This window comes from Kribbella koreensis (assembly GCF_039525325.1).
GTDB classification, from domain to species: Bacteria; Actinomycetota; Actinomycetes; order Propionibacteriales; family Kribbellaceae; genus Kribbella; species Kribbella koreensis.
Window position 1 is genome coordinate 1 of record NZ_BAAAHK010000013.1, and the last position, 20,226, is coordinate 20,226.

Sequence of the window (20,226 nt, forward strand, 5' to 3'; positions counted from 1 at the left end):
GGACGTCGCCGGACATTCACACTGTTAAGGGCCACCCCGCAAGGGGTGGCCCTTAATGTGTTTTACAGACCTCTTCAGTGGCTGAGCCGGCGGGTGAGGGCGTCCGCTGCCTGCCGGGTCCGGCGGGCCAGCAGGAACCGTTCGCCGGCCGGGACCGCATCCGTGCGGAAGCTGATGCTGATCGCCGCCACCGGATGCCCCGCATAGTCCACGGCCGCACTCGCGACCGAGGCGACGCCAGGGGTGATGTGCGAGTCCTCCACCGCATACCCCTGCCGCTTTTCGTCGGCCAGGATCCGTCGGAGCTGACTCAACGTCTGCGGGCCGTGGTCAGTACGGCGTACGAAGCTCTCGGGAGTGGGGAACAGGGCGCGGACCTGGGCCGGCGGTAGGGCGGCGAGCAGAGCGCGGCCGGATGCGGTCAGGGTCGCAGGGAGGCGTACGCCGATGTCGGTGACCAGGGTGACCGGCCGCGGGGGCTGTTCCTTCAGGAGGTAGACGAGTTCCCGCCCATGGAGGACGCCCAGATGGGCGGTCTGGCCGACTTCGGCGACGAGTTGGGCCAGCAACGGCCTGGCCAGGCGCTCGAGCGGGTCGTGGCGCAGGTACGCGGAGCCGATTTCGAAGGCTGCGACGCCGAGTCCGTACCGCTTCTCCTCCGGCAGGTGCACCACGAATCCCTCGCTGATCATTGCTTTCAGCAAGTGGTAGGTCGAAGAGCGTGGCAGTCCGACCGCGGAGGCGATGCGCTCCATCGGTACCGGTCCGGGCTGGGTGGCCAGGAACGTCAGCACCCGCAGAGTGCGGGTCGAGGCGGGAACGTTGCCGCTCACAACAGTGAGAGTAGCCCGCCCGTCTCAGATTTCGGACGATTGACGGGTTTCGGTGCGTCCGCGCCGGATCCGGAACCGCACGCCCTCGCCCACCAGAGCCAGCGCGAACAGCCCGAGCGCCGTCCACCAGTCGAAGAAGTCATCCCCCGAGAGCAGGAACCCGACCCCGACGGACAGCACGCCGAAGAAGCCCACCGACAGCAGAAACCGGGTCACCGCTGCTGCTCCACCGGCTCGGACGTCTGCTCTGCGGGTCCAGATGGCTGCTCCGCCGGCTCAGGCGTCTGGTCCACCGGCTGGAGCGTCTTCTCGGCCGTCCAGGCGGCGGCAGCCACCCGGTAGCCGAGCCACTCGTTGACCGCGAGCATCGGCTTGTTGGCCGCGTCGTTCCCGGTGAACGCCTGCTCGAACCCCGCGTCGCGACTCCGTGTGAGCGCGGCCGACTTCACCACCTTCGCCAGCCCCCGCCCCCGGTACGCTGGAACCGTCCCGGTCAGATTGGACCAGATCACGCGGCGCTCCTCGTCCGCCGTCGTGCTCACGAACGAGACGACCTGGTCGCCGGCGAGCAGCGCCATGCTCAGGTCCCGGCGCAGATCCGGGTGACCCCAGTCCCTGGCCAACCACTCGTCGTACTCCGGGGTGTGCGACAACCCGCTCGGATCGTCGTCCCCGACGGCTGTGTTCGCCTCCCAGAGGCGCCGCGGGTCGACGTCGGTGAAGTCGACGAGCCGAAGCTCGGCCGGCGCCCGCGTCGGCTCCGGTACGGCGGTGAGGTCGGCGCGCGAGTGTGCCATCCGCCGCCCGATCTCGAAGCCGCGGTGGATCGCGAACTCCTTGGCGTCGTCCTCGTCATTGACCACGATCAGGAGCTTGTGGGCACCCGCCGCGGCTGCTGCGGCGCTGATCTGATCGGCGAGCGCGCCGCCGATACCCTGGCGTCGGCTGGCAGGTGACACCTGCACGGTGATCCGCACCCGTGGTGCGAGGTCTTCAGGGGCCGGCAGGTACACGTTGCCGTAGCCGACCACCGTGCCGCTGTCCTCGACCGCGATCAGCACGATCCGCGAGCTTCCGGTGCGGAGCTCCGCCTCGATGCCTCGAGCCGTCTTCACCAGGTGCGGCATCGCCGCAGCCCAGACCCCGGCAATCCCGACCGCATCCTCAGGCGTAGCCGCCCGAACCTCGAACCCCATCCCCCGACCCTAATCCTCGCAAGGGCCGCCCCGGTCCCAGCGGCGCGGGGCCCGGCCCCCGGTTCCCCGGTGGCGGTGGCACCAGATCTGCCGCTGCGCGAGATGTCTCGGGTCTGAGACGGATGGGTGGGTGGCGGTGCTATCCGCGGGGGCCGCAGCGCGGTGCAATGGGCGGGTGAACAGCCAAACATCCCAGGCAGTGACAGTCGGTGTCGGGCCGCTCAGTCCGGCGGACGTCGTCGCGGTGGCGCGCTACCGGGCGCCTGTGCGGATCGACGACCAGGCGCTCGAGGAGATCGCGAAGTCCCGGGCGGCGATCGAGGCGCTCGCGCATGCGGACACCCCGCACTACGGCGTCTCCACCGGCTTCGGCGCTCTCGCGACGCGACACATCGCGCCCGAGCTCCGCGCCCAGCTGCAGCGCAGCCTCATCCGGTCGCACGCGGCCGGCTCCGGCCCCGAGGTCGAGACCGAGGTCATCCGCGCCCTCGCCCTCCTGCGACTCTCCACCCTCGCCACCGGCCGTACCGGAGTGAAGGTCGAGACCGCCCAGGCGTACGCCGGTCTGCTGAACGCTCAGCTGACCCCGGTCGTGCACGAGTACGGCAGCCTCGGCTGTTCCGGCGACCTCGCACCGCTCTCCCACGTTGCCCTCGCAGTCATGGGTGAAGGCAAGGTCCGCGACGCCGACGGCAACCTGCGCGACACCGCCGAGGCGATGGCCGAACACGGCCTCGAGCCGGTCGTCCTCGCCGAGAAGGAAGGCCTCGCGCTGATCAACGGCACCGACGGCATGCTCGGCATGCTGGTGCTCGCGCTCGCCGACCTCGACCGGCTGCTCAAGACGGCCGACATCGCCGCCGCGATGAGCGTGGAGGGTCAGCTCGCCACCGATCGCGTGTTCGCCGCAGACCTGCAAGCACTCCGCCCCCACCCCGGGCAGGGCGCTTCGGCCGCCAACCTGCGCGCAGTACTCAGCGACAGCGGGATCGTCGCAAGCCACCGCGGCCCTGACTGCAACCGCGTTCAGGACGCCTACTCACTCCGCTGTTCACCCCAGGTGCACGGCGCCGCCCGCGCCACGGCCACCCACGCCGCATCAGTCGCCGGCTACGAGCTGTCCGCCGCGATCGACAACCCGGTCGTACTACCCGACGGCCGCGTCGAGTCCAACGGCAACTTCCACGGCGCGCCCGTCGGCTACGTGCTCGACTTCCTCGCGATCGCGGTGGCCGACGTCGCCAGCATCAGCGAGCGACGGTCCGACCGCTTCCTCGATGTTGCCCGCAACCACGGTCTGAACGCCTTCCTGGCAGACGATCCCGGCGTCGACTCCGGGCACATGATCGCCCAGTACACGCAGGCCGCGATCGTGTCGGAGCTGAAGCGGCTCGCAGTACCGGCCAGCGTCGACTCGATTCCGAGCAGCGCGATGCAAGAGGACCACGTGTCGATGGGCTGGCACGCCGCCCGCAAGCTGCGCAAGAGCATCGACGGCCTGCAACGGGTTCTGGCGATCGAGATCCTCACGGCCGCACGGGCGCTGGACCTGCGTGCGCCGCTCGAGCCGTCGCCCGCGTCGGCCGCAGTACGAAGCAAGCTGCGCGAGCACGTGCAGGGTCCGGGCACCGACCGGCACCTTGCTCCCGAGATCGAACACTCCGTCCAGCTTGTTGCTGACGGCACCTTCTTGTCCGCTGTCGAGGCCGTCACCGGCCCCCTGCTCTGAAAGGCTGGATCACACATGTCCGGACCACGTCCCGTTCGCGCCGCCCGCGGTACCACCCTCACCGCCCAGGGCTGGCAGCAGGAAGCCGCGCTGCGGATGCTGCAGAACAACCTCGACCCGGAGGTCGCCGAGCACCCCGACGAACTCGTCGTCTACGGCGGTACCGGCAAGGCCGCGCGGAACTGGAACTCCTTCGACGCGATGGTCAGAACGCTGACCACGCTGAAGAACGACGAGACCATGCTGGTGCAGTCGGGCAAGCCGGTCGGCGTCATGCAGACGCACGAGTGGGCGCCGCGGGTGCTGATCGCGAACTCCAACCTGGTCGGCGACTGGGCCAACTGGGAGGAGTTCCGCCGGCTCGAGGCGCTGGGCCTGACCATGTACGGCCAGATGACGGCCGGCTCGTGGATCTACATCGGCACCCAGGGCATCCTGCAGGGCACCTACGAGACGTTCGCCGCGGTCGCCGCGAAGAAGTTCGGCGGTACGTTGGCAGGCACCATCACGTTGACCGCCGGCCTCGGCGGCATGGGCGGCGCGCAGCCGCTGGCCGTCACGATGAACGACGGCGTCGCGATCTGCATCGACGTCGACGGCAGCCGGATCGATCGCCGGATCGAGCACCGCTATCTCGATGTCCGGGCCAAGGACCTGAGCGACGCGCTGCGGCTGGCCGAAGAGGCCAAGAAGGCGCGCAAGCCGCTCTCGATCGGTCTGCTGGGCAACGCCGCGGTGATCGTGCCGGAGCTGCTCGAGCTGGGCGCCCCGATCGACATCGTCACCGACCAGACGTCGGCGCACGACCCGCTGATGTACCTGCCGGTGGGCGTGGACTTCGACGACTGGGCGACCGCTCGCGAGAAGGACCCGGCCGGTTTCACCGAGCGGGCGCAGGCCTCGATGGCCCGGCACGTCGCGGCGATGGTCGGCTTCCAGGACGCGGGCGCCGAGGTGTTCGACTACGGCAACTCGATCCGGGACGAGGCGCGGAAGGCCGGGTACGAGCGGGCTTTCGAGTTCCCTGGCTTCGTACCGGCGTACATCCGGCCGTTGTTCTGCGAGGGCAAGGGCCCGTTCCGGTGGGCCGCTCTGTCCGGGAACCCCAAGGACATTCACAAGACCGACCAGGCGATCCTCGAGCTCTTCCCGGACAACGAGCACCTGACCCGGTGGATCAAGATGGCGCAGGAGCGGGTGGCCTTCCAGGGGCTGCCGGCCCGGATCTGCTGGCTCGGCCAGGGCGAGCGGGACAAGGCCGGCGTACGGTTCAACGACATGGTCGCGTCGGGTGAGCTGGAGGCGCCGATCGTGATCGGCCGCGACCACCTCGACACCGGCAGCGTCGCCTCGCCGTACCGGGAGACCGAAGGCATGCTGGACGGCTCGGACGCGATCGCCGACTGGCCGCTGCTGAACGCGATGGTCAACGTCGCCAGCGGCGCCTCCTGGGTCTCCATCCATCACGGCGGCGGCGTCGGGATGGGCCGCTCCATCCACGCCGGCCAGGTATCAGTTGCCGACGGCACCGACCTGGCCCGGCAGAAACTCGAGCGGGTACTGAGCAACGATCCCGCCATGGGTGTGATTCGGCATGTCGATGCCGGGTACGAACGAGCAGAAGAAATAGCAGCCGAACGAGGCGTCAGGATCCCGATGCGGGAGAGCTGATCGCTGCACTGTGCGACCGAGGCAATCCATAGCGCTAAGGTGCACATTCTTGAGGGGCGAGATACCCGGGAATACCGTGTTCGCGGGCTCTCGTTCCCCTAGGATCGTTCGGGCGATCTCCGACGAGCGCGAAGGGGCGCCATGATCGAGTTCGAAGACGTCACCAAGCAGTATCCCGACGGCACCGTGGCCGTGGACAAGCTGAGCATGCGGATCCCGAGCAACGAGATCACCGTGTTCGTCGGACCTTCGGGCTGTGGCAAGACCACCTCGTTGCGGATGATCAACCGGACGATCGAGCGCAGCAGCGGGACGATCTCGATCGACGGCGAGGACATCAACGCCGGCGATCCGGTCACCCTGCGGCGCGGGATCGGCTACGTGATCCAGCATGCGGGGCTGTTCCCGCACAAGAAGGTCGTCGACAACGTCGCGACCGTGCCGCTGTTGCTGGGCTGGGACAGGAAGAAGGCCCGGGCCACGGCGATGGAGCTGCTGGAGCGGGTCGGCCTCGATCTCAAGCTGGCCGAGCGGTATCCGGCCCAGCTGTCCGGTGGCCAGCAGCAACGAGTCGGCGTCGCCCGCGCACTCGCGGCCGATCCCAAGATCATGTTGATGGACGAGCCGTTCAGCGCCGTCGACCCGATCGTGCGGCACCAGTTGCAGGAGGAACTGCTCCGCCTGCAACGCGACATCGGCAAGACGATCGTGTTCGTCACGCACGACATCGACGAGGCGATCAAGCTCGGTGACAACGTCGCGGTGCTCCAGGTCGGCGGCAAGCTGGCCCAGTTCGCGCCACCGTCGGAGCTGCTCGCCAACCCCGCGGATCCCTTCGTGGAGAGCTTCGTCGGCCAGGACCGCGGTTACCGGGCCCTTACGTTCTTGCAGATCAGCGAGCTCGAGTTCGGCCCGCTGCCGGCCGAGCTGGTACTCGACGAGGCCGGCCGCCCGATGGGCTGGCGCAACGGCGCCGCGGACCTGCTCCCGGTCGGCCCGGTGTTCACCAAGTCGGACTCGATGCGGGCCGCGCTCGACTCGTTGCTGACCTCGCCGACCCAGCAGGGCGTCTGCGTCGACGAGACCGGCAAGGCGATCGGCATCGTCGACCACAACATCCTCGCCGGAGCGCTGCGGTCATGACCTGGATCGGCGACAACCTCTCGCTGATCTGGGAGCAGCTCAGCGAGCACATCTACCTGGCGATCCTGCCGGTGATCTTCGGGCTGATCATCGCGATCCCGCTCGGCTACGTGGCGACCCGGTTCTCCTGGCTGGCCAACCCGCTGATCGCGCTCGGCGGCGTGCTCTACTCGCTGCCCTCGATCGCGTTGTTCATCGTGCTGCCGGTGATCTTGGGGACCCGGGTGCTGGACCGGATCAACATCATCATCGCGCTGACCATCTACGCAGTCTCGCTGCTGATCCGCAACGTGATCGACGGTCTGCGCTCGGTGCCACCAGAGGTCCGGCAGGCCGCCATCGCGGTCGGGTACGGCCCGGCCCGGCGACTGCTGACGATCGACCTGCCGATCGCCGTACCGGTGATCTTCGCCGGCCTGCGGGTCGTCACGGTCGCCAACATCTCGATGGTCAGCGTCGGCGCGGTGATCGGTATCGGCGGTCTCGGCGAGCTGTTCACGCTGGGCTTCCAGAAGGACTTCCTCACCCCGGTCGTGGTCGGCGTGGTGCTGTCCCTGCTACTCGCGCTGCTGGCCGACCTGCTGATCGTCACCCTGCAACGTGTGCTGACCCCCTGGGCCCGCGTTGTCACCTCGGTGCAGGAGGCCTGAGATGCTCGAGTACCTCTTCGACTCGTACAACTGGTCCGGTCCGGAAGGCATCACGGCCCGGATCATCCAGCACATCTGGTACACCTTCGCCGCCCTCGGTCTGTCCGCGCTGATCGCCTTGCCGATCGGCCTGCGGATCGGGCACACCCGGCGCGGCGCGTTCCTGGCGATCAACATCGGCAACGCCGCCCGCGCGCTGCCCAGCCTCGGGCTGCTGATGATCGCGGTGCTGCTGACCAACCAGATCGGCTTCCTGCCGGTACTGATCGCGCTGGTCGCGCTCGGTATCCCGCCGATCCTGACCTCGACGTACGCCGGGCTGTCCGGTGTCGATCCGGCCACGATCGACGCGGCGCGGGGGATGGGGATGACCGGCCGGGAGATCCTGACCAAGGTGGAGATCCCGATCGCGATGCCGCTGATCATCTCCGGTCTGCGCGCGGCCACCTTGCAGATCGTGTCCACCGCGACCATCGCCGCGCTCGTCTCGCTCGGCGGGCTGGGCCGGTACGTCGTGGACGGGCTGAAGCTGCGCGACTTCCCGCAGATGTTCAGCGGCGCGCTGCTGGTGGCGCTGCTGGCGATCCTGCTCGACCTGCTGTTCGCGCTGGCCGGCCGGATCACCGTTTCCAAAGGTCTACGGGTCGACTGATGGCCGGAACCCATCCCTCGACACCGAACACCGGCGGCGTTCGCCGGTACCCATCGAAATCCTGGAGGCTCCCGTGTTGAGAAACACACTCATCCGTACTGCGATTGCCGGGGTCGCGGTCCTCGGTCTGGCTGCCTGTGGGGGTGGGGGCGATCCGCTGTCCAGCGGCGACGGGGGTACCTCACCGGCGCCGAGCGAGGTGAAGAGCATCACCGTCGGGTCTGCCGACTTCTCCGAGAGCCAGCTGCTGGCCGAGATCTACGGCCAGGCCCTCGCGGCCAAGGGCGTCGACGTGAAGTACCAGCAGAACATCGGAAACCGCGAGACCTACATGGCGGCCATCAAGGACGGTTCGGTGCACCTGCTTCCGGAGTACACCGGCGCGGCGCTGGACTACTTCAAGAAGGGCGCCACCGAGACCGAGGACGACGCGGCGTACAACGCGCTGAAGGCGGCGCTGCCGGCCGGCCTCGAGGTGCTGGACAAGTCGCCGGCCGCCGACGAGGACACCATCGTGGTCAACAAGGAGACCGCGGCCAAGTACAACCTGAAGTCGCTGTCGGACCTGAAGGCGCACTCCAAGGAGATGGTGGCCGGCGGCAGCTCGGAGTTCAAGGTCCGCGAGGCCGGGCTGAAGGGGCTGAAGGAGAAGTACGGCGTCGAGTTCAAGGAGTACAAGACGCTGGACGCCGGCGGCCCGCTGAGCACCAAGGCCCTGCAGACCAACCAGATCCAGCTGTCGAACTTCTTCACCACCCAGTCGGTGATCGCGGACAACGGCTGGGTCCAGCTGGAGGACCCGGAGAACATCCTGCCGCCGAACAACATCGTTCCGCTGATCCGGACCGACCACAACGGCGCCAACATCAGCGACGTGCTGAACAAGGTGTCGGCCAAGCTCACCACCGAGGCGCTGACCGAGCTGGTCAAGCGGATCGACGTCGGCAAGGAGGCCGCGAAGGCGGTCGCCACCGACTGGCTGAGCAAGAACCCGCTGTCCTGAAGTAACGCTGGGGGTCGCCGGGACAGGTTCCCGGCGACCCCTTGCCATGTCGTGATCGATGGAGGAGTGCGCGTGACCGAGTCGTTCGAGCAGCTGTGGGCCGACCTTGCCGCGATCGGCAAGGACCCCTCGACCGGCGGCTACCACCGCGGCGGCTGGACCCCGACCGAGCGGGAGGCGACCGCCTGGTTCCGCGACCAGTGCGCACAGCGCGGCCTGGCAATCGAATCCGACGGCATCGGCAACCTGGTCGCCTGGTGGGAACCCGGCGAAAGCGCCGCCGGAGCGGGGTCGGGCGGAGCGGGCTTCGGCGGGGGGCGGGGAGTCGGCGCCGCCCACGGGGCTCGGCTTCCAGGGGTGGTGACTGGCAGCCACCTCGACTCCGTCATCGACGGTGGGGCCTTCGACGGGCCGCTCGGCGTGGTGTCGGCGCTCTCGGCGGTCGATCGACTGCGGGCGGAGGGATTCGTGCCGTCGGTGCCGATCGGCGTCGGTGCCTTCGTGGAAGAAGAGGGGTCACGCTTCGGGATGCCGTGTCTCGGGTCCCGGATCGCCACCGGAGTGCTGACGCCCGAGAAGGCCTTCGCGCTGCAGGACCGTACGGGTGTCTCGCTGGCCGACGCGCTGAGAGACAACGGTGCCGACCTGGATCGGGTGGGGCCGTCGTCGTTGTTGTCGCGGATGGGGACGTTCGTCGAATTGCATGTGGAGCAAGGGCGGGCGCTGACAGCGCCGGTGGGGGTGGCGAGCTCGATCTGGCCCCACGGGCGGTTCCGGTTCACCTTCACCGGTGAGGCCAACCACGCCGGTACGACGCTGATGGAGGACCGGCACGACCCGATGCTGACGTATGCCATGACAGCCCTGGCGGCGAACAAGCAGGCGCGGCTGGCGGGTGCGCGGGCTACGTTCGGCAGGCTTGCTGTCGAGCCGAACGGGACCAACGCAGTACCGTCGCAGGTGACCGCGTGGCTGGATGCCCGGGCCGCATCGGCGGAGGTGCTGGAGTCGTTGCTGGCAGCAATCACCAGGCAGGCGACCGAACGGGCTGAGCGGGACGGGACCGCGGTCGAGATGGTGCCGGAGTCGGTCTCGCCGGTCGTGGATTTCCAGCCTGGGTTGCGGGATCGGCTGAGCGCAGTACTGGATGATGCGCCGGTGTTGCCGACGGGGGCCGGGCATGACGCCGGGGTGTTCTCCGATGCGGGGATCCCGACGGCGATGCTCTTCGTGCGGAACCCGACCGGCATCTCGCACTCGCCGGCCGAACATGCCGAGATGGACGACTGTCTGGCCGGGGTCGAGGCGCTGGCGACGGTGTTGAAAGAGCTTGCCCAGTGACTGCTTACTGGTGCGCACAAGCCTTGCTGCCAACGGGGCTCGCGTCGTCTGTGCTGGTTACCGTCGCTGACGGCCGGTTCACGTCGGTCGAGGTCGGAGCTGAGTCTGGTGATGCTGTACGGCTTGCTGGGTTGGTGATTCCGGGGCTGGCGAACTGTCACAGTCACGCCTTCCACCGGGCGCTGCGCGGTCGCACGCAGACCGAGCGCGGGACGTTCTGGACCTGGCGCGAGCAGATGTACTCCGTGGCGTCGGTGCTCACGCCGGACAGCTACTACCGGTTGGCGCGAGCGGTCTACGGCGAGATGGTGCTGGCCGGGATCACGTCGGTCGGGGAGTTTCACTATCTCCATCACGGACCGGGCGGGCAGCGGTACGACGAACCGAACGCGATGGGTGCTGCGTTGATCGCGGCGGCACAGGATGTCGGGCTGCGGATCGCCTTGCTGGACACGTGTTATGTGGCCGGGGGCATCGATCAGCCGCTGAATGACGTGCAGAAACGCTTCAGTGATGGGGATGCGGCGGGCTGGGCTGCTCGGGTCCGCGACCTGCGTGGGGCGGACGACGTGGTGATCGGAGCGGCGGCGCACTCGGTCCGTGGGGTGCCGGACGATCAGCTCACGGCCGTCGCCGATGCGTTGCCCAAGGCCCCTTTGCATGTGCATCTGTCCGAGCAGGTCGCGGAGAACCAGGCTTGCCTGGCAGCGTACGGGCGGACTCCTACGCAACTCCTGGACGAGTCCGGGTTCCTCGGGCCGCGGACGAGTGCGGTGCATGCGACGCACCTGACGCCGGTGGATATCGGGTTGCTCGGGAGTACCGGGACGTACTCGTGTTTCTGTCCGACGACCGAGCGGGATCTTGCCGACGGCATCGGTCCGTCGGTGGCATTGCGGGACGCGGGATCGCCGCTGACGTTGGGATCTGACAGTCACGCGGTGATCGATCTCTTCGAGGAGATGCGAGCCGTCGAGCTCGACGAGCGGCTGGCGTCGCAGGAGCGTGGGCACTGGACGGCGGCTGAGTTGCTCGCTGCTGGGACGGTGGCGGGGCATCGGTCGATCGGGTTCGGCGACGCCGGGGTGATCGAGGTCGGGGCCCGGGCGGATCTGGTCGCGTTGCGGCTGGACAGTGTGCGGACGGCGGGGACCGGTGGGTCGGTGGAGACCGCGGTCTTCGCCGCGTCGGCCGCCGATGTGACCGATGTGGTGGCCGGCGGCGTACAGGTTGTGGCTGAAGGCAATCATGTGAAGCTGGCGGTCGGTGCCGAACTGGCCGCCTCGATCGAGGCGGTGACGCGATGAGCTCCCTGCTGGTGACCGGGATCGGTTCGCTGGTGACCAACGACCCGGCGCACGGTGGGCCGCTCGGCGAACTGCACGACGCAGCGCTGGTGATCGAGGGCGGCAAGGTCGCCTGGGTCGGCTCGCGCCGGGCCGCGCCGGCGGCTGACAGTTCGACGGACTGCGGCGACCGTGCGGTCATTCCGGGCTTCGTCGACTCGCATTCGCACCTGGTCTTCGCCGGGGATCGCGCCGAGGAGTTCGCGGCGCGGATGAGCGGGCAGCCATACAGCGCGGGTGGCATCCGTACGACGGTCGCCGCGACCCGTGCCGCCGCCGACGAGCAGTTGACGGCGAACGTCGGCCGCCTGGTGGCCGAGATGCGCCGGCAGGGCACGACGACGGTGGAGATCAAGTCGGGCTACGGGCTGACCGTCGGCGACGAGGCGCGCTCCTTGGCGATCGCCTCGGGCTTCACCGACGAGACGACGTACCTGGGTGCGCATGTGGTGGCGCCGGAGTTCGCCGACGATCCGGCCGGCTACGTCGACCTGGTCACCGGGCCGATGCTGACGGCCGCGGCCAAGCACGCCAAGTGGGTGGACGTCTTCGTCGAGCGAGGCGCCTTCGACGCCGACCAGGCCCGCGCCATCCTGCGAGCCGGCCAGGCGGCGGGGTTGTCGGCCCGTGTCCACGCCAATCAGTTGGGCGAGGGACCCGGCGTACAGGTCGCCTGCGAGGTCGGTGCCGCTGCCGCCGACCACTGCACCTACCTGACCGACGCAGACGTCGACGCCCTGGCCTCGGCCGGCGTCGTCGCCGGCCTCCTCCCCGCCATCGAGTTCTCCACTCGGTCGCCGTACCCGGACGCCCGACGCCTCCTGGCAGCCGGCGTGACGATCGCCCTGGCCACCGACTGCAACCCTGGCTCCGGCTACTCCTCCTCCATGCCCTTCTGCATCGCCCTGGCCGTCCGCGAAATGCACATGACCCCAGCCGAAGCCCTCTGGTCCGCCACCGCAGGCGGCGCCGCGGCGCTCCGGCGTACGGACGTCGGCCGCCTCACCGTCGGAGCACGGGCGGACCTCGCCGTCCTCGACGCCCCGTCGTACCTCCACCTCGCCTACCGGCCGGGGGTTCCGCTGGTGCATCGGACGTTCGTGGGTGGGCGGGAGGGGTAGGGCCCAACCGCCACCCCATCAAACCCTCACCGCGGCGCCTCCCGTCAGCCGCACCGGCGTCACTACGGTGGGCGATTGATGGCTTGGCGGTTGTAGGGCCTTCGTGACCACGTCCACCACCCACCCCGGATCCAGCATCACGTCCTCCCAGGAGAACCGGATCAGCCGCCACCCCCGGATGGTCAGATTGGCGTGCCGCCGGCAGTCCCGGGTCAGGGCGCTCCGACTGCCATGGTGAGCGAAACTGTCAGCTTCCAAGGCGAGCTTCAGCCGCGGCTGTGCGAGATCGATCCGGGCCGAGAAGGTCTTGTCCCGTACCACCCACTGCGGGACGAACTCGTCGAAGCCGGCCTCGAGAAGCCTCGCCCGGAGTACGGACTCCAGTGGCGACTCCGCCCGGCCGTCGGCCGCCGCGGCCACCCGCCTCACCCGCGCGCTGCCCGGACCCGCGAGCCCGGCGGCCGCCGTCATGAGTCGGTCCCGCTGGATCGCACCCTTGCGGAGCGCGGAGTCGGCCACGCAGAGCCCGTCCGCGAAGGGCAGCGCGCGAGCGCAGTCGAGGACGGTCCGCAGCTTGGTGGTCCTTCCGTCGAAAGCGGGGACGTCGTCCGCCCAGTACAGGTCGCAAGCGAGCGTGCTCGCCCGTCGGTGTTGGCCTCGCGGGACCGTCACCTGTGCCGTGGTCGGCGCTTCGAGCACGTCGAATCCGTGCAGGACGGCCGCGCTCGAGTGCGACACGACCCCACCCTGGGCACGAGCCGCCGCCTCGGGGTCCTTGACCGGTGGTAGCGCATACACCCCCTTGGCGAGGCGCTGGATCGAGCCGGCCGCGAGAGCCTTCCGGATGGCGTCGCCGGACACCGAGGCCCGCAGTTCGGCGAAGGTGGCCAGGCCGTTCGCGGACCCGAGGACCTGGGCGACCGCCGTGGGGGAGACCACCATGGGGGAGATGGTGGCCGATTTCGGCCCGGAGCGTCGGGGGTTGTCCACAGGTCCGCGACCGCCAGCCCATCAAAGGAGCCCGGGTCGGGGCTCCGCAGGCGGGGGGAACGACCGGGAGGCGTCGTTTGATGGGCTGGCGGTTGGAAAACCCGGTGCGCGCTCGCCAGCGACCCCTCACCCTGGAGGCATGGCCAAGCAGATGAAAGCCGAGGTTGCGCTGGGGTGGCGGTTGCGGTCCGCCTTTCGGTGGCAGACCGACGGCGGTACGTGAAGGAATTACGCCGACATCACCGGGTGGTGGCGTGATGCCGCGTTGCTGCGGGAGCTAGGGCCGGCGCTGGGGCGTTTGTACGAGACGGAGCCGACGGTCGTCTTGGGGCCGGTGTCTCGGGGGTCGCTGGTCGGGGCGCTCACGGCGGCTGCGCTCGGTGTCGGGTTTGTGGAGGTCCGGAAGAACGGTGGGCCGGCGCATGACAGCGATCGGTGGGTACTGCGGACTACCGGGCCGGACTATCGGGATCGGCATGTCGACTTCGGGTTCCGGCGTGAGTTGGTGCGGGCCGGGGACCGGGTGCTGATGGTCGACGACTGGGCCGATACCGGCGCGACCGCCCGGGTGGTGCGCCAGTTGGTCGATGACTGCGGCGCGCAGTGGATCGGCGCCGCGGTCATCGTGGACGGGTTGATGGACCCCCGTTTGCGCCATGACCTGCCGATCAGGGCACTGCTCGACGTACGGACCCTCTAGTCCGCCAGCTCCTTGGAGAGCATGGCGCTGGTGGTGCCGTTCGGGCGGCGGAGCTTGCCGACCTCGACGAAGCCGCGGGCGGCGTGGAAGGCGAGGGAGGGGGCGTCGGGCGGGTCGGACTGGACCCGCCCGACCAGGCGGTCGAAGGGCTTGGCGGCGCGTTCGACGGCCCGGTAGACCGAGGTGGCGATGCCGGTCCGGCGGTGCGCCTCGGCGACGACGATCCGGTCGAGGTGCAGGAAGCGGTCGGCGTAGGTGTTGACGAACCACTGGAAGTCGAGGGAGTCGTGGGCGGAGCCGGGCGCGAAGGTGAGGACGAAGGCGGCGATCTCGCCCTCGATCTCCACCACGGCGGCGTGGGCGGCGATCAGCCGGAGCCAGTCCAGCCGGTCGGGGCCCAGCGGGTCCGTCTGCTCGACGGCGGCGGCGTTCAGGGCGAGCACGGCCGGTTCGTCGGCTGACGTCATGGGGCGGAGTTTCACGAGCACACCTTCCCACGCGGAGACCCTTCCGCGGCAGGGGTCCGATCAGGGCCTTACCGGGCCCGAACCCTGAAATTCCAGGGCCGGGGTTGGGAATGGACCGGCAGTGGTGCAATGTTGAGCCAGGTGAACTCAAGTCTGCGGATCTGGACCTCCGGTCCGATTTGAATCCGGACAGGCCGGGAGGCAAACTTGAGTCTGTATCACTCAACTTCGTGGAGGTAACACACATGGCCCGCGCGGTCGGTATCGATCTCGGTACGACGAACTCCGTCATCGCCGTACTGGAAGGTGGCGAGCCCACCGTCATCCCCAACGCCGAGGGAGCGCGCACGACGCCCTCGGTCGTGGCCTTCGCCAAGAACGGCGAGGTCCTGGTCGGCGAGGTGGCCAAGCGCCAGGCCACCACGAACGTCGACCGCACCATCCGGTCCGTCAAGCGTCACATGGGCGAGGACTGGAACGTCTCGATCGACGGCAAGAAGTTCACCCCGCAGCAGATCAGCGCCTTCGTGCTGCAGAAGCTGAAGCGGGACGCCGAGGCGTACCTCGGGGAGCAGGTCACGGACGCGGTCATCACCGTGCCGGCCTACTTCTCCGACGCGCAGCGCCAGGCGACCAAGGAGGCCGGCGAGATCGCCGGTCTGAACGTGCACCGGATCGTCAACGAGCCCACCGCGGCCGCGCTGGCGTACGGCCTGGACAAGGGCACCGAGCAGACCATCCTGGTCTTCGACCTCGGTGGCGGCACCTTCGACGTGTCGCTGCTGGAGATCGGTGACGGCGTCTTCGAGGTGAAGGCCACCAGCGGTGACAACCACCTCGGTGGTGACGACTGGGACCAGCGGATCGTCCAGTGGCTGGTGACCCAGTTCAAGAACAAGAACGGCACCGACCTGTCCGGCGACAAGATGGCCATGCAGCGTCTGCAGGAGGCCGCTGAGAAGGCCAAGATCGAGCTGTCCAGCGCCGCCGAGACGAGCATCCACCTCCCGTACCTGAGCCTGACCGACTCCGGCCCGCTGCACCTGGAGGAGAAGCTCTCCCGGGCGGAGTTCCAGAAGCTCACCAACGACCTGCTCGAGCGCGCCCGCGCGCCGTTCAAGGCCGTCATCAAGGACGCCGGCGTGGACGTGTCGAAGGTCGACCACGTCATCCTCGTCGGTGGCTCCACCCGGATGCCCGCGGTGGCCGAGCTGGTCAAGGAACTGACCGGTGGCAAGGACCCGAACAAGGGCGTCAACCCGGACGAGGTCGTCGCCGTCGGCGCCAGCCTGCAGGCCGGTGTGCTGAAGGGTGAGGTCAAGGACGTCCTGCTGCTCGACGTGACCCCGCTGAGCCTGGGCATCGAGACCAAGGGCGGCGTCTTCACCAAGATCATCGAGCGGAACACGACGATCCCGACCAAGGGCTCGGAGATCTTCACCACCGCCGAGGACAACCAGCCGTCGGTGATGATCCAGGTCTACCAGGGCGAGCGCGAGATGGCCCGCGACAACAAGTCGCTCGGCAACTTCGAGCTGACCGGCCTGCCGCCGGCGCCGCGCAACGTGCCGCAGATCGAGGTCACCTTCGACATCGACGCGAACGGCATCGTGCACGTCAACGCCAAGGACCTGGCCACCGGCAAGGAGCAGCGGATGACGGTGACCGGTGGCTCCGCGCTGCCGAAGACCGACATCGACCAGATGGTCCGCGACGCCGAGCAGTACGCCGAGGAGGACCGCAAGCGCCGCGAGGCGGTCGAGTCCCGCAACCAGGCGGAGGGCTTGGTCTACCAGACCGAGAAGTTCCTGCAGGAGAACGAGGACAAGATCCCCGACGACGTCAAGACCGAGGTCAAGGACGGCGTCGCGGAGCTGAAGAAGGCGCTCGAGGGCACCGACGACGACGCGATCAAGGCGGCGTCGGAGAAGCTCGCCCAGTCCAGCCAGAAGATGGGTGCCGCGATGTACGCGAACGCTCAGGCCGCCGGTGGATCGGACGACAACGCGTCGGCTGCCGACGACAGCTCGAGCAACGACGACGACGGTGTCGTCGACGCCGAGATCGTCGACGACGAGCGTCCGCAGGACAAGAAGCCTGAGGACGACAAGTGACCGATCGCGACCCAGGCAGCGAGTTCGGCGACGGTGAACCCGTCGTCCGGGACAAGCGCCGGATCGACCCGGAGACGGGCAACCTGCGGGAGCCGGCTGAGCAATCAGCCGCCCCCGCGGGTGGCGCGGCAGCAGGGATGCCCGGTACGCCGGGCGCCCAGCCGCCGCGTGATCCGTCCGACCTGATCGCCGGACCGTCCGCCCAGGAGGCCCTGTTGACCGAGGCGCTCGCCGAGCGTACGGCCGACCTGCAGCGACTGCAGGCGGAGTACGTGAACTACAAGCGCCGGGTCGACCGGGACCGGGAGACGAACCGCGAGCTGGTCATCGGGTCGGTGCTGACCGAGCTGCTGCAGACCCTGGACGACATCGGCCGGGCCCGCGAGGCGGGTGAGCTCGAAGGCGCCTTCAAGGCGGTCGCCGAGTCGGTCGAGCGTGTCACCGAGAAGCTGGGGCTGACCAAGTTCGGCGAGGTCGGGGACACCTTCGACCCGCGGATCCACGAGGCCCTGCTGCACAACTATTCCGACGAGGTCGACGGTCCGACCGCGACGCTGGTGATGCAACCGGGGTACCGCCTCGGCGAGCGTATCCTGCGCGCGGCCCGGGTCGCGGTCTCCGAACCGACCGAGCAGCTCCCGGCCGAGCAGGCCGATGCTGACGAGGCCGACAAGCCAACGGAGTAAGGGATTCTCCCCGAGGAGGTGGGGCGTCGATGAGTACGAAAGACTGGTTGGAGAAGGACTTCTACAAGGTTCTCGGCGTCTCCAAGACGGCTGAGCAGGACGAGATCAAGAAGTCCTACCGCAAGCTGGCGCGCAAGTACCACCCGGACTCCAACGCCGGGGACGCGTCGGCCGAGGCCAAGTTCAAGGAGGTCTCCGAGGCGTACGACGTCGTCGGGGACGCCAAGAAGCGCAAGGAGTACGACGAGGCCCGCCGGCTGTTCGGCAGTGGTGGCTTCCGGATGCCGGGCAGTGGCGGGGCGCAGGGTGGACAGGGATTCGGCTTCGACGTCGGCGACCTGTTCAACCGGGGCGGCCAGGCTGGTGGCGGTGGCGGTGGTCTCGGCGACATCCTCGGCGGCATGTTCGGTGGTGGTGGCCGCACGACGACCACCACCTCGACGGCCCGCCCGCGGCGTGGCGCCGACATCGAGACCGAGGCGACGATCGAGTTCGCCGAGGCCGTCAACGGTGTCACCGTCGCACTCCGGATGACCAGCGACGAGCCCTGCAAGACGTGCCGCGGCACCGGGGCGAAGTACGGCACGGTGCCGAAGGTCTGCCTGAAGTGCGAAGGCACGGGCATGCAGACCTCGGTCCAGGGTGGCGTCTTCGCGATGACCGAGCCGTGCACCGAGTGCAAGGGTCGCGGCCTGGTCGTCGACCAGCCCTGCGAGACCTGCCACGGCTCCGGCCGCGGCCAGTCGAGCAAGACCATGCAGGTCCGCATCCCGGCGGGCGTGCAGGACGGTCAGCGGATCCGGCTCAAGGGCAAGGGCGCCGCAGGCGAGCGTGGGGGACCCGCAGGGGATCTCTACGTGAGCGTGCACGTCAAGCCACACCGGATCTTCGGCCGGCAGGGTGAGCACCTGACCCTGGCGGTGCCGGTGAGCTTCACCGAGGCCGCGCTGGGCGCCGAGATCAAGGTCCCGACGCTCGACGGCCTGCCGGTCACGGTCCGGATCCCTGCTGGTACGGCGAACGGCAGCAAGTTGCGTGTTCGCGGCAAGGGCTCGGTCCGCCGGGACGGGTCGAAGGGTGACCTGTTGCTGACCATCGAGGTGCAGGTGCCGCACGAGTTGACCGACGAGCAGCGCACGAAGCTGCAGGAGTTCAACACCGCGTCGGCACAACCGGATCTGCGCGCCGGGTTGTTCGGGAGTTCCTGATGGGCATCCCGTTCAACCAGGTGCCGACCTGGGACGACCGCACCCCGATCTACGTGATCTCGGTGGCCGCGCAGTTGGCCGGCATGCACCCGCAGACGCTGCGGCAGTACGACCGGCTCGGGCTCGTGACGCCGAGCCGGGCGAGTGGGCGCGGGCGGCGCTACTCGGCGTACGACGTGGCCAAGCTCCGGTACGTGCAGCACCTGTCGCAGGAGGAGGGGGTGAACCTGGCGGGGATCCGGCACATCCTCGACCTCCAGTCGGAGGTGGAGGGCCTGCGCTACCGGGTGAACCAGCTCCTCGCCGAGGTCCAGCGCGGCGTCGGCGTCTCCCGCCAGCAGACCCAGCGCAGCCGGGTCTTCTCGGCGGGACCGGCCGGCGACGTGATCGCCATGGGCCGCCAGCAGACCACCACCCGCTGGATCCGCACCCAGCCCCTCGAACTGGGCCAACGCTGACCCTCTCCGGGAGCCTCCGCAACGAGGCTCCCGGAGGGAGCAGCCAAACGTCCGGCAGCCCCACATGGGGCTTCCGGCGACAGACTTCCGGGCGCTTCTACCCCCGCGGGGCGCCCGGCTTCGGCCGGTGGCTTCTTCCCCCAGAAGCTGCCGGCGCCCGGAGACACCCGATCCCCTCAGGTGTTCTCCGGCCCCCGCCGGAGTCGGTCTCTCCCCCCGAGACGACTCCGGCCGCGGCCGGCGGCTGTCCTCCCCCAGACGGCCCCGGCCCGAGCCCCCGGACCCGGGACCCAGGTCCGGGGGCTTCCTCATACTCCGTTAACGAACACCGCCTACGCTGGCTGGGTGACGCTCACCTTGCAGACCGACCGGTTGCTGATCCGGGACTGGGAAGAAGACGATGCCGACGCCGCGCTGGAGATCTACGGCTCGGCCGATGTGGCTCAGTGGTTGTCGCCGGCGATCGACAAGGTCACCGATGCCGCCACGATGCGAGTCATCCTGCAGGCCTGGATCGAGGCCCAGCCGAACTTCGTCGTACCGGCCGGCCGCTGGGCGGTGACCCGCAAGGACGACGGCGAGGTGGTCGGCGGGCTGCTGATCCGGCTGCTCCCGCCGTACGAGGAGGACCTGGAGATCGGCTGGCAGTTGCGGCCGAGCGCCTGGGGCAACGGGTACGCCAGCGAGGCGAGCCGGGCGCTGATGACGTGGGCGTTCGACGAGGGCGCGACCGACGAGCTGTACGCGGTGGCCCGGCCGAACAACAAGCGCGCCATCGCGACCGCCAAACGACTCGGGATGGAGTGGGTCGGCGAGACCGACAAGTACTACGACCTGAACCTGCAGGTCTACCGGATCCGGGCTTCCGAGTTCAAAGACTGACGAGAGGGCGGTCCCTGCACAAGGGACCGCCCTTCG

At 69.1% G+C, this 20,226-nt stretch carries 20 protein-coding genes; 15 read left to right on the top strand and 5 right to left on the bottom strand.

The window, feature by feature from the left end; translation table 11 throughout:
* Nucleotides 1-74: 74 nt before the first annotated feature.
* Genes ABD116_RS24120 through ABD116_RS24130 form a run of 3 tightly spaced genes read right to left on the bottom strand, consistent with a single transcriptional unit; the run spans nucleotide 75 to nucleotide 2,029 of the window.
* A complete protein-coding gene (locus tag ABD116_RS24120) occupies nucleotides 75-833 on the bottom strand; it encodes an IclR family transcriptional regulator (RefSeq protein WP_343974427.1) in 759 nt (252 codons plus the stop codon).
* Between the two features lie 24 nt (nucleotides 834-857).
* Nucleotides 858-1,049, bottom strand: coding sequence for a hypothetical protein (locus ABD116_RS24125; protein WP_343974430.1), 192 nt, complete (start codon nucleotides 1,047-1,049; stop codon nucleotides 858-860).
* Nucleotides 1,046-2,029 (bottom strand): GNAT family N-acetyltransferase, encoded by a 984-nt coding sequence (locus ABD116_RS24130; protein WP_343974432.1) that lies wholly within the window; start codon nucleotides 2,027-2,029, stop codon nucleotides 1,046-1,048. The genes ABD116_RS24125 and ABD116_RS24130 overlap by 4 nt, the downstream gene beginning before the upstream one ends.
* 175 nt (nucleotides 2,030-2,204) lie before the next feature.
* On the opposite strand from ABD116_RS24130, the gene hutH reads away from it, so the two are divergent.
* The 9 genes from hutH to hutI all read left to right on the top strand — a co-directional run bounded on the left by hutH (nucleotide 2,205) and on the right by hutI (nucleotide 12,685).
* The gene (gene hutH / locus ABD116_RS24135) at nucleotides 2,205-3,758 is read left to right on the top strand and encodes a histidine ammonia-lyase (protein ID WP_343974435.1); all 1,554 of its coding nucleotides are present in this window, start codon (nucleotides 2,205-2,207) and stop codon (nucleotides 3,756-3,758) included.
* Nucleotides 3,759-3,773: 15 nt separating this feature from the next.
* A complete protein-coding gene (gene hutU / locus ABD116_RS24140; protein WP_343974438.1) occupies nucleotides 3,774-5,429 on the top strand; it encodes a urocanate hydratase in 1,656 nt (551 codons plus the stop codon).
* Between the two features lie 141 nt (nucleotides 5,430-5,570).
* A complete protein-coding gene (locus ABD116_RS24145; RefSeq protein ID WP_343974440.1) occupies nucleotides 5,571-6,572 on the top strand; it encodes an ABC transporter ATP-binding protein in 1,002 nt (333 codons plus the stop codon).
* On the top strand, nucleotides 6,569-7,222 hold the full coding sequence (locus tag ABD116_RS24150; RefSeq protein WP_343974443.1) for an ABC transporter permease: 654 nt from the start codon (nucleotides 6,569-6,571) through the stop codon (nucleotides 7,220-7,222). The genes ABD116_RS24145 and ABD116_RS24150 overlap by 4 nt, the downstream gene beginning before the upstream one ends.
* Before the next feature lies 1 nt (nucleotide 7,223).
* Complete coding sequence (locus tag ABD116_RS24155; RefSeq protein ID WP_343974446.1) at nucleotides 7,224-7,874, top strand: ABC transporter permease; 651 nt, start codon at nucleotides 7,224-7,226, stop codon at nucleotides 7,872-7,874.
* A 73-nt stretch (nucleotides 7,875-7,947) separates the two neighbouring features.
* The gene (locus ABD116_RS24160) at nucleotides 7,948-8,877 is read left to right on the top strand and encodes an ABC transporter substrate-binding protein (RefSeq protein WP_343974449.1); all 930 of its coding nucleotides are present in this window, start codon (nucleotides 7,948-7,950) and stop codon (nucleotides 8,875-8,877) included.
* A 72-nt stretch (nucleotides 8,878-8,949) separates the two neighbouring features.
* Nucleotides 8,950-10,218, top strand: coding sequence for an allantoate amidohydrolase (locus ABD116_RS24165; RefSeq protein WP_343974451.1), 1,269 nt, complete (start codon nucleotides 8,950-8,952; stop codon nucleotides 10,216-10,218).
* Entirely contained in the window at nucleotides 10,215-11,525 is a 1,311-nt protein-coding gene (locus tag ABD116_RS24170) for a formimidoylglutamate deiminase (RefSeq protein WP_343974453.1), read from the top strand. Before ABD116_RS24165 ends, ABD116_RS24170 begins: the two co-directional genes overlap by 4 nt.
* A complete protein-coding gene (gene hutI, locus ABD116_RS24175) occupies nucleotides 11,522-12,685 on the top strand; it encodes an imidazolonepropionase (protein WP_343974455.1) in 1,164 nt (387 codons plus the stop codon). Before ABD116_RS24170 ends, hutI begins: the two co-directional genes overlap by 4 nt.
* A gap of 18 nt (nucleotides 12,686-12,703) precedes the next feature.
* On the opposite strand, the gene ABD116_RS24180 is transcribed toward hutI, so the two are convergent.
* Nucleotides 12,704-13,627, bottom strand: a complete 924-nt coding sequence (locus tag ABD116_RS24180) for a DUF559 domain-containing protein (protein WP_343974457.1) — start codon at nucleotides 13,625-13,627, stop codon at nucleotides 12,704-12,706.
* Between the two features lie 346 nt (nucleotides 13,628-13,973).
* Between ABD116_RS24180 and ABD116_RS24185 the strand changes: the two genes are divergently transcribed.
* Nucleotides 13,974-14,375: a phosphoribosyltransferase family protein gene (locus tag ABD116_RS24185; protein WP_343974459.1), complete on the top strand. Its 402-nt coding sequence runs from the start codon at nucleotides 13,974-13,976 to the stop codon at nucleotides 14,373-14,375.
* On the opposite strand, the gene ABD116_RS24190 is transcribed toward ABD116_RS24185, so the two are convergent.
* Nucleotides 14,372-14,857, bottom strand: coding sequence for a GNAT family N-acetyltransferase (locus ABD116_RS24190; protein ID WP_343974461.1), 486 nt, complete (start codon nucleotides 14,855-14,857; stop codon nucleotides 14,372-14,374). The genes ABD116_RS24185 and ABD116_RS24190 overlap by 4 nt on opposite strands.
* A gap of 230 nt (nucleotides 14,858-15,087) precedes the next feature.
* Between ABD116_RS24190 and dnaK the strand changes: the two genes are divergently transcribed.
* From dnaK to ABD116_RS24215, 5 genes are all read left to right on the top strand, one after another.
* Nucleotides 15,088-16,956: a molecular chaperone DnaK gene (dnaK, locus tag ABD116_RS24195; protein ID WP_343974464.1), complete on the top strand. Its 1,869-nt coding sequence runs from the start codon at nucleotides 15,088-15,090 to the stop codon at nucleotides 16,954-16,956.
* Nucleotides 16,953-17,642, top strand: a complete 690-nt coding sequence (gene grpE, locus ABD116_RS24200) for a nucleotide exchange factor GrpE (RefSeq protein ID WP_343974467.1) — start codon at nucleotides 16,953-16,955, stop codon at nucleotides 17,640-17,642. The genes dnaK and grpE overlap by 4 nt, the downstream gene beginning before the upstream one ends.
* Nucleotides 17,643-17,671: 29 nt before the next feature.
* The gene (dnaJ, locus tag ABD116_RS24205; RefSeq protein ID WP_343974469.1) at nucleotides 17,672-18,850 is read left to right on the top strand and encodes a molecular chaperone DnaJ; all 1,179 of its coding nucleotides are present in this window, start codon (nucleotides 17,672-17,674) and stop codon (nucleotides 18,848-18,850) included.
* Entirely contained in the window at nucleotides 18,850-19,308 is a 459-nt protein-coding gene (locus tag ABD116_RS24210) for a heat shock protein transcriptional repressor HspR (protein WP_343974472.1), read from the top strand. Before dnaJ ends, ABD116_RS24210 begins: the two co-directional genes overlap by 1 nt.
* A 345-nt stretch (nucleotides 19,309-19,653) precedes the next feature.
* Nucleotides 19,654-20,190, top strand: coding sequence for a GNAT family N-acetyltransferase (locus ABD116_RS24215; protein ID WP_343974474.1), 537 nt, complete (start codon nucleotides 19,654-19,656; stop codon nucleotides 20,188-20,190).
* Nucleotides 20,191-20,226: the final 36 nt, after the last annotated feature.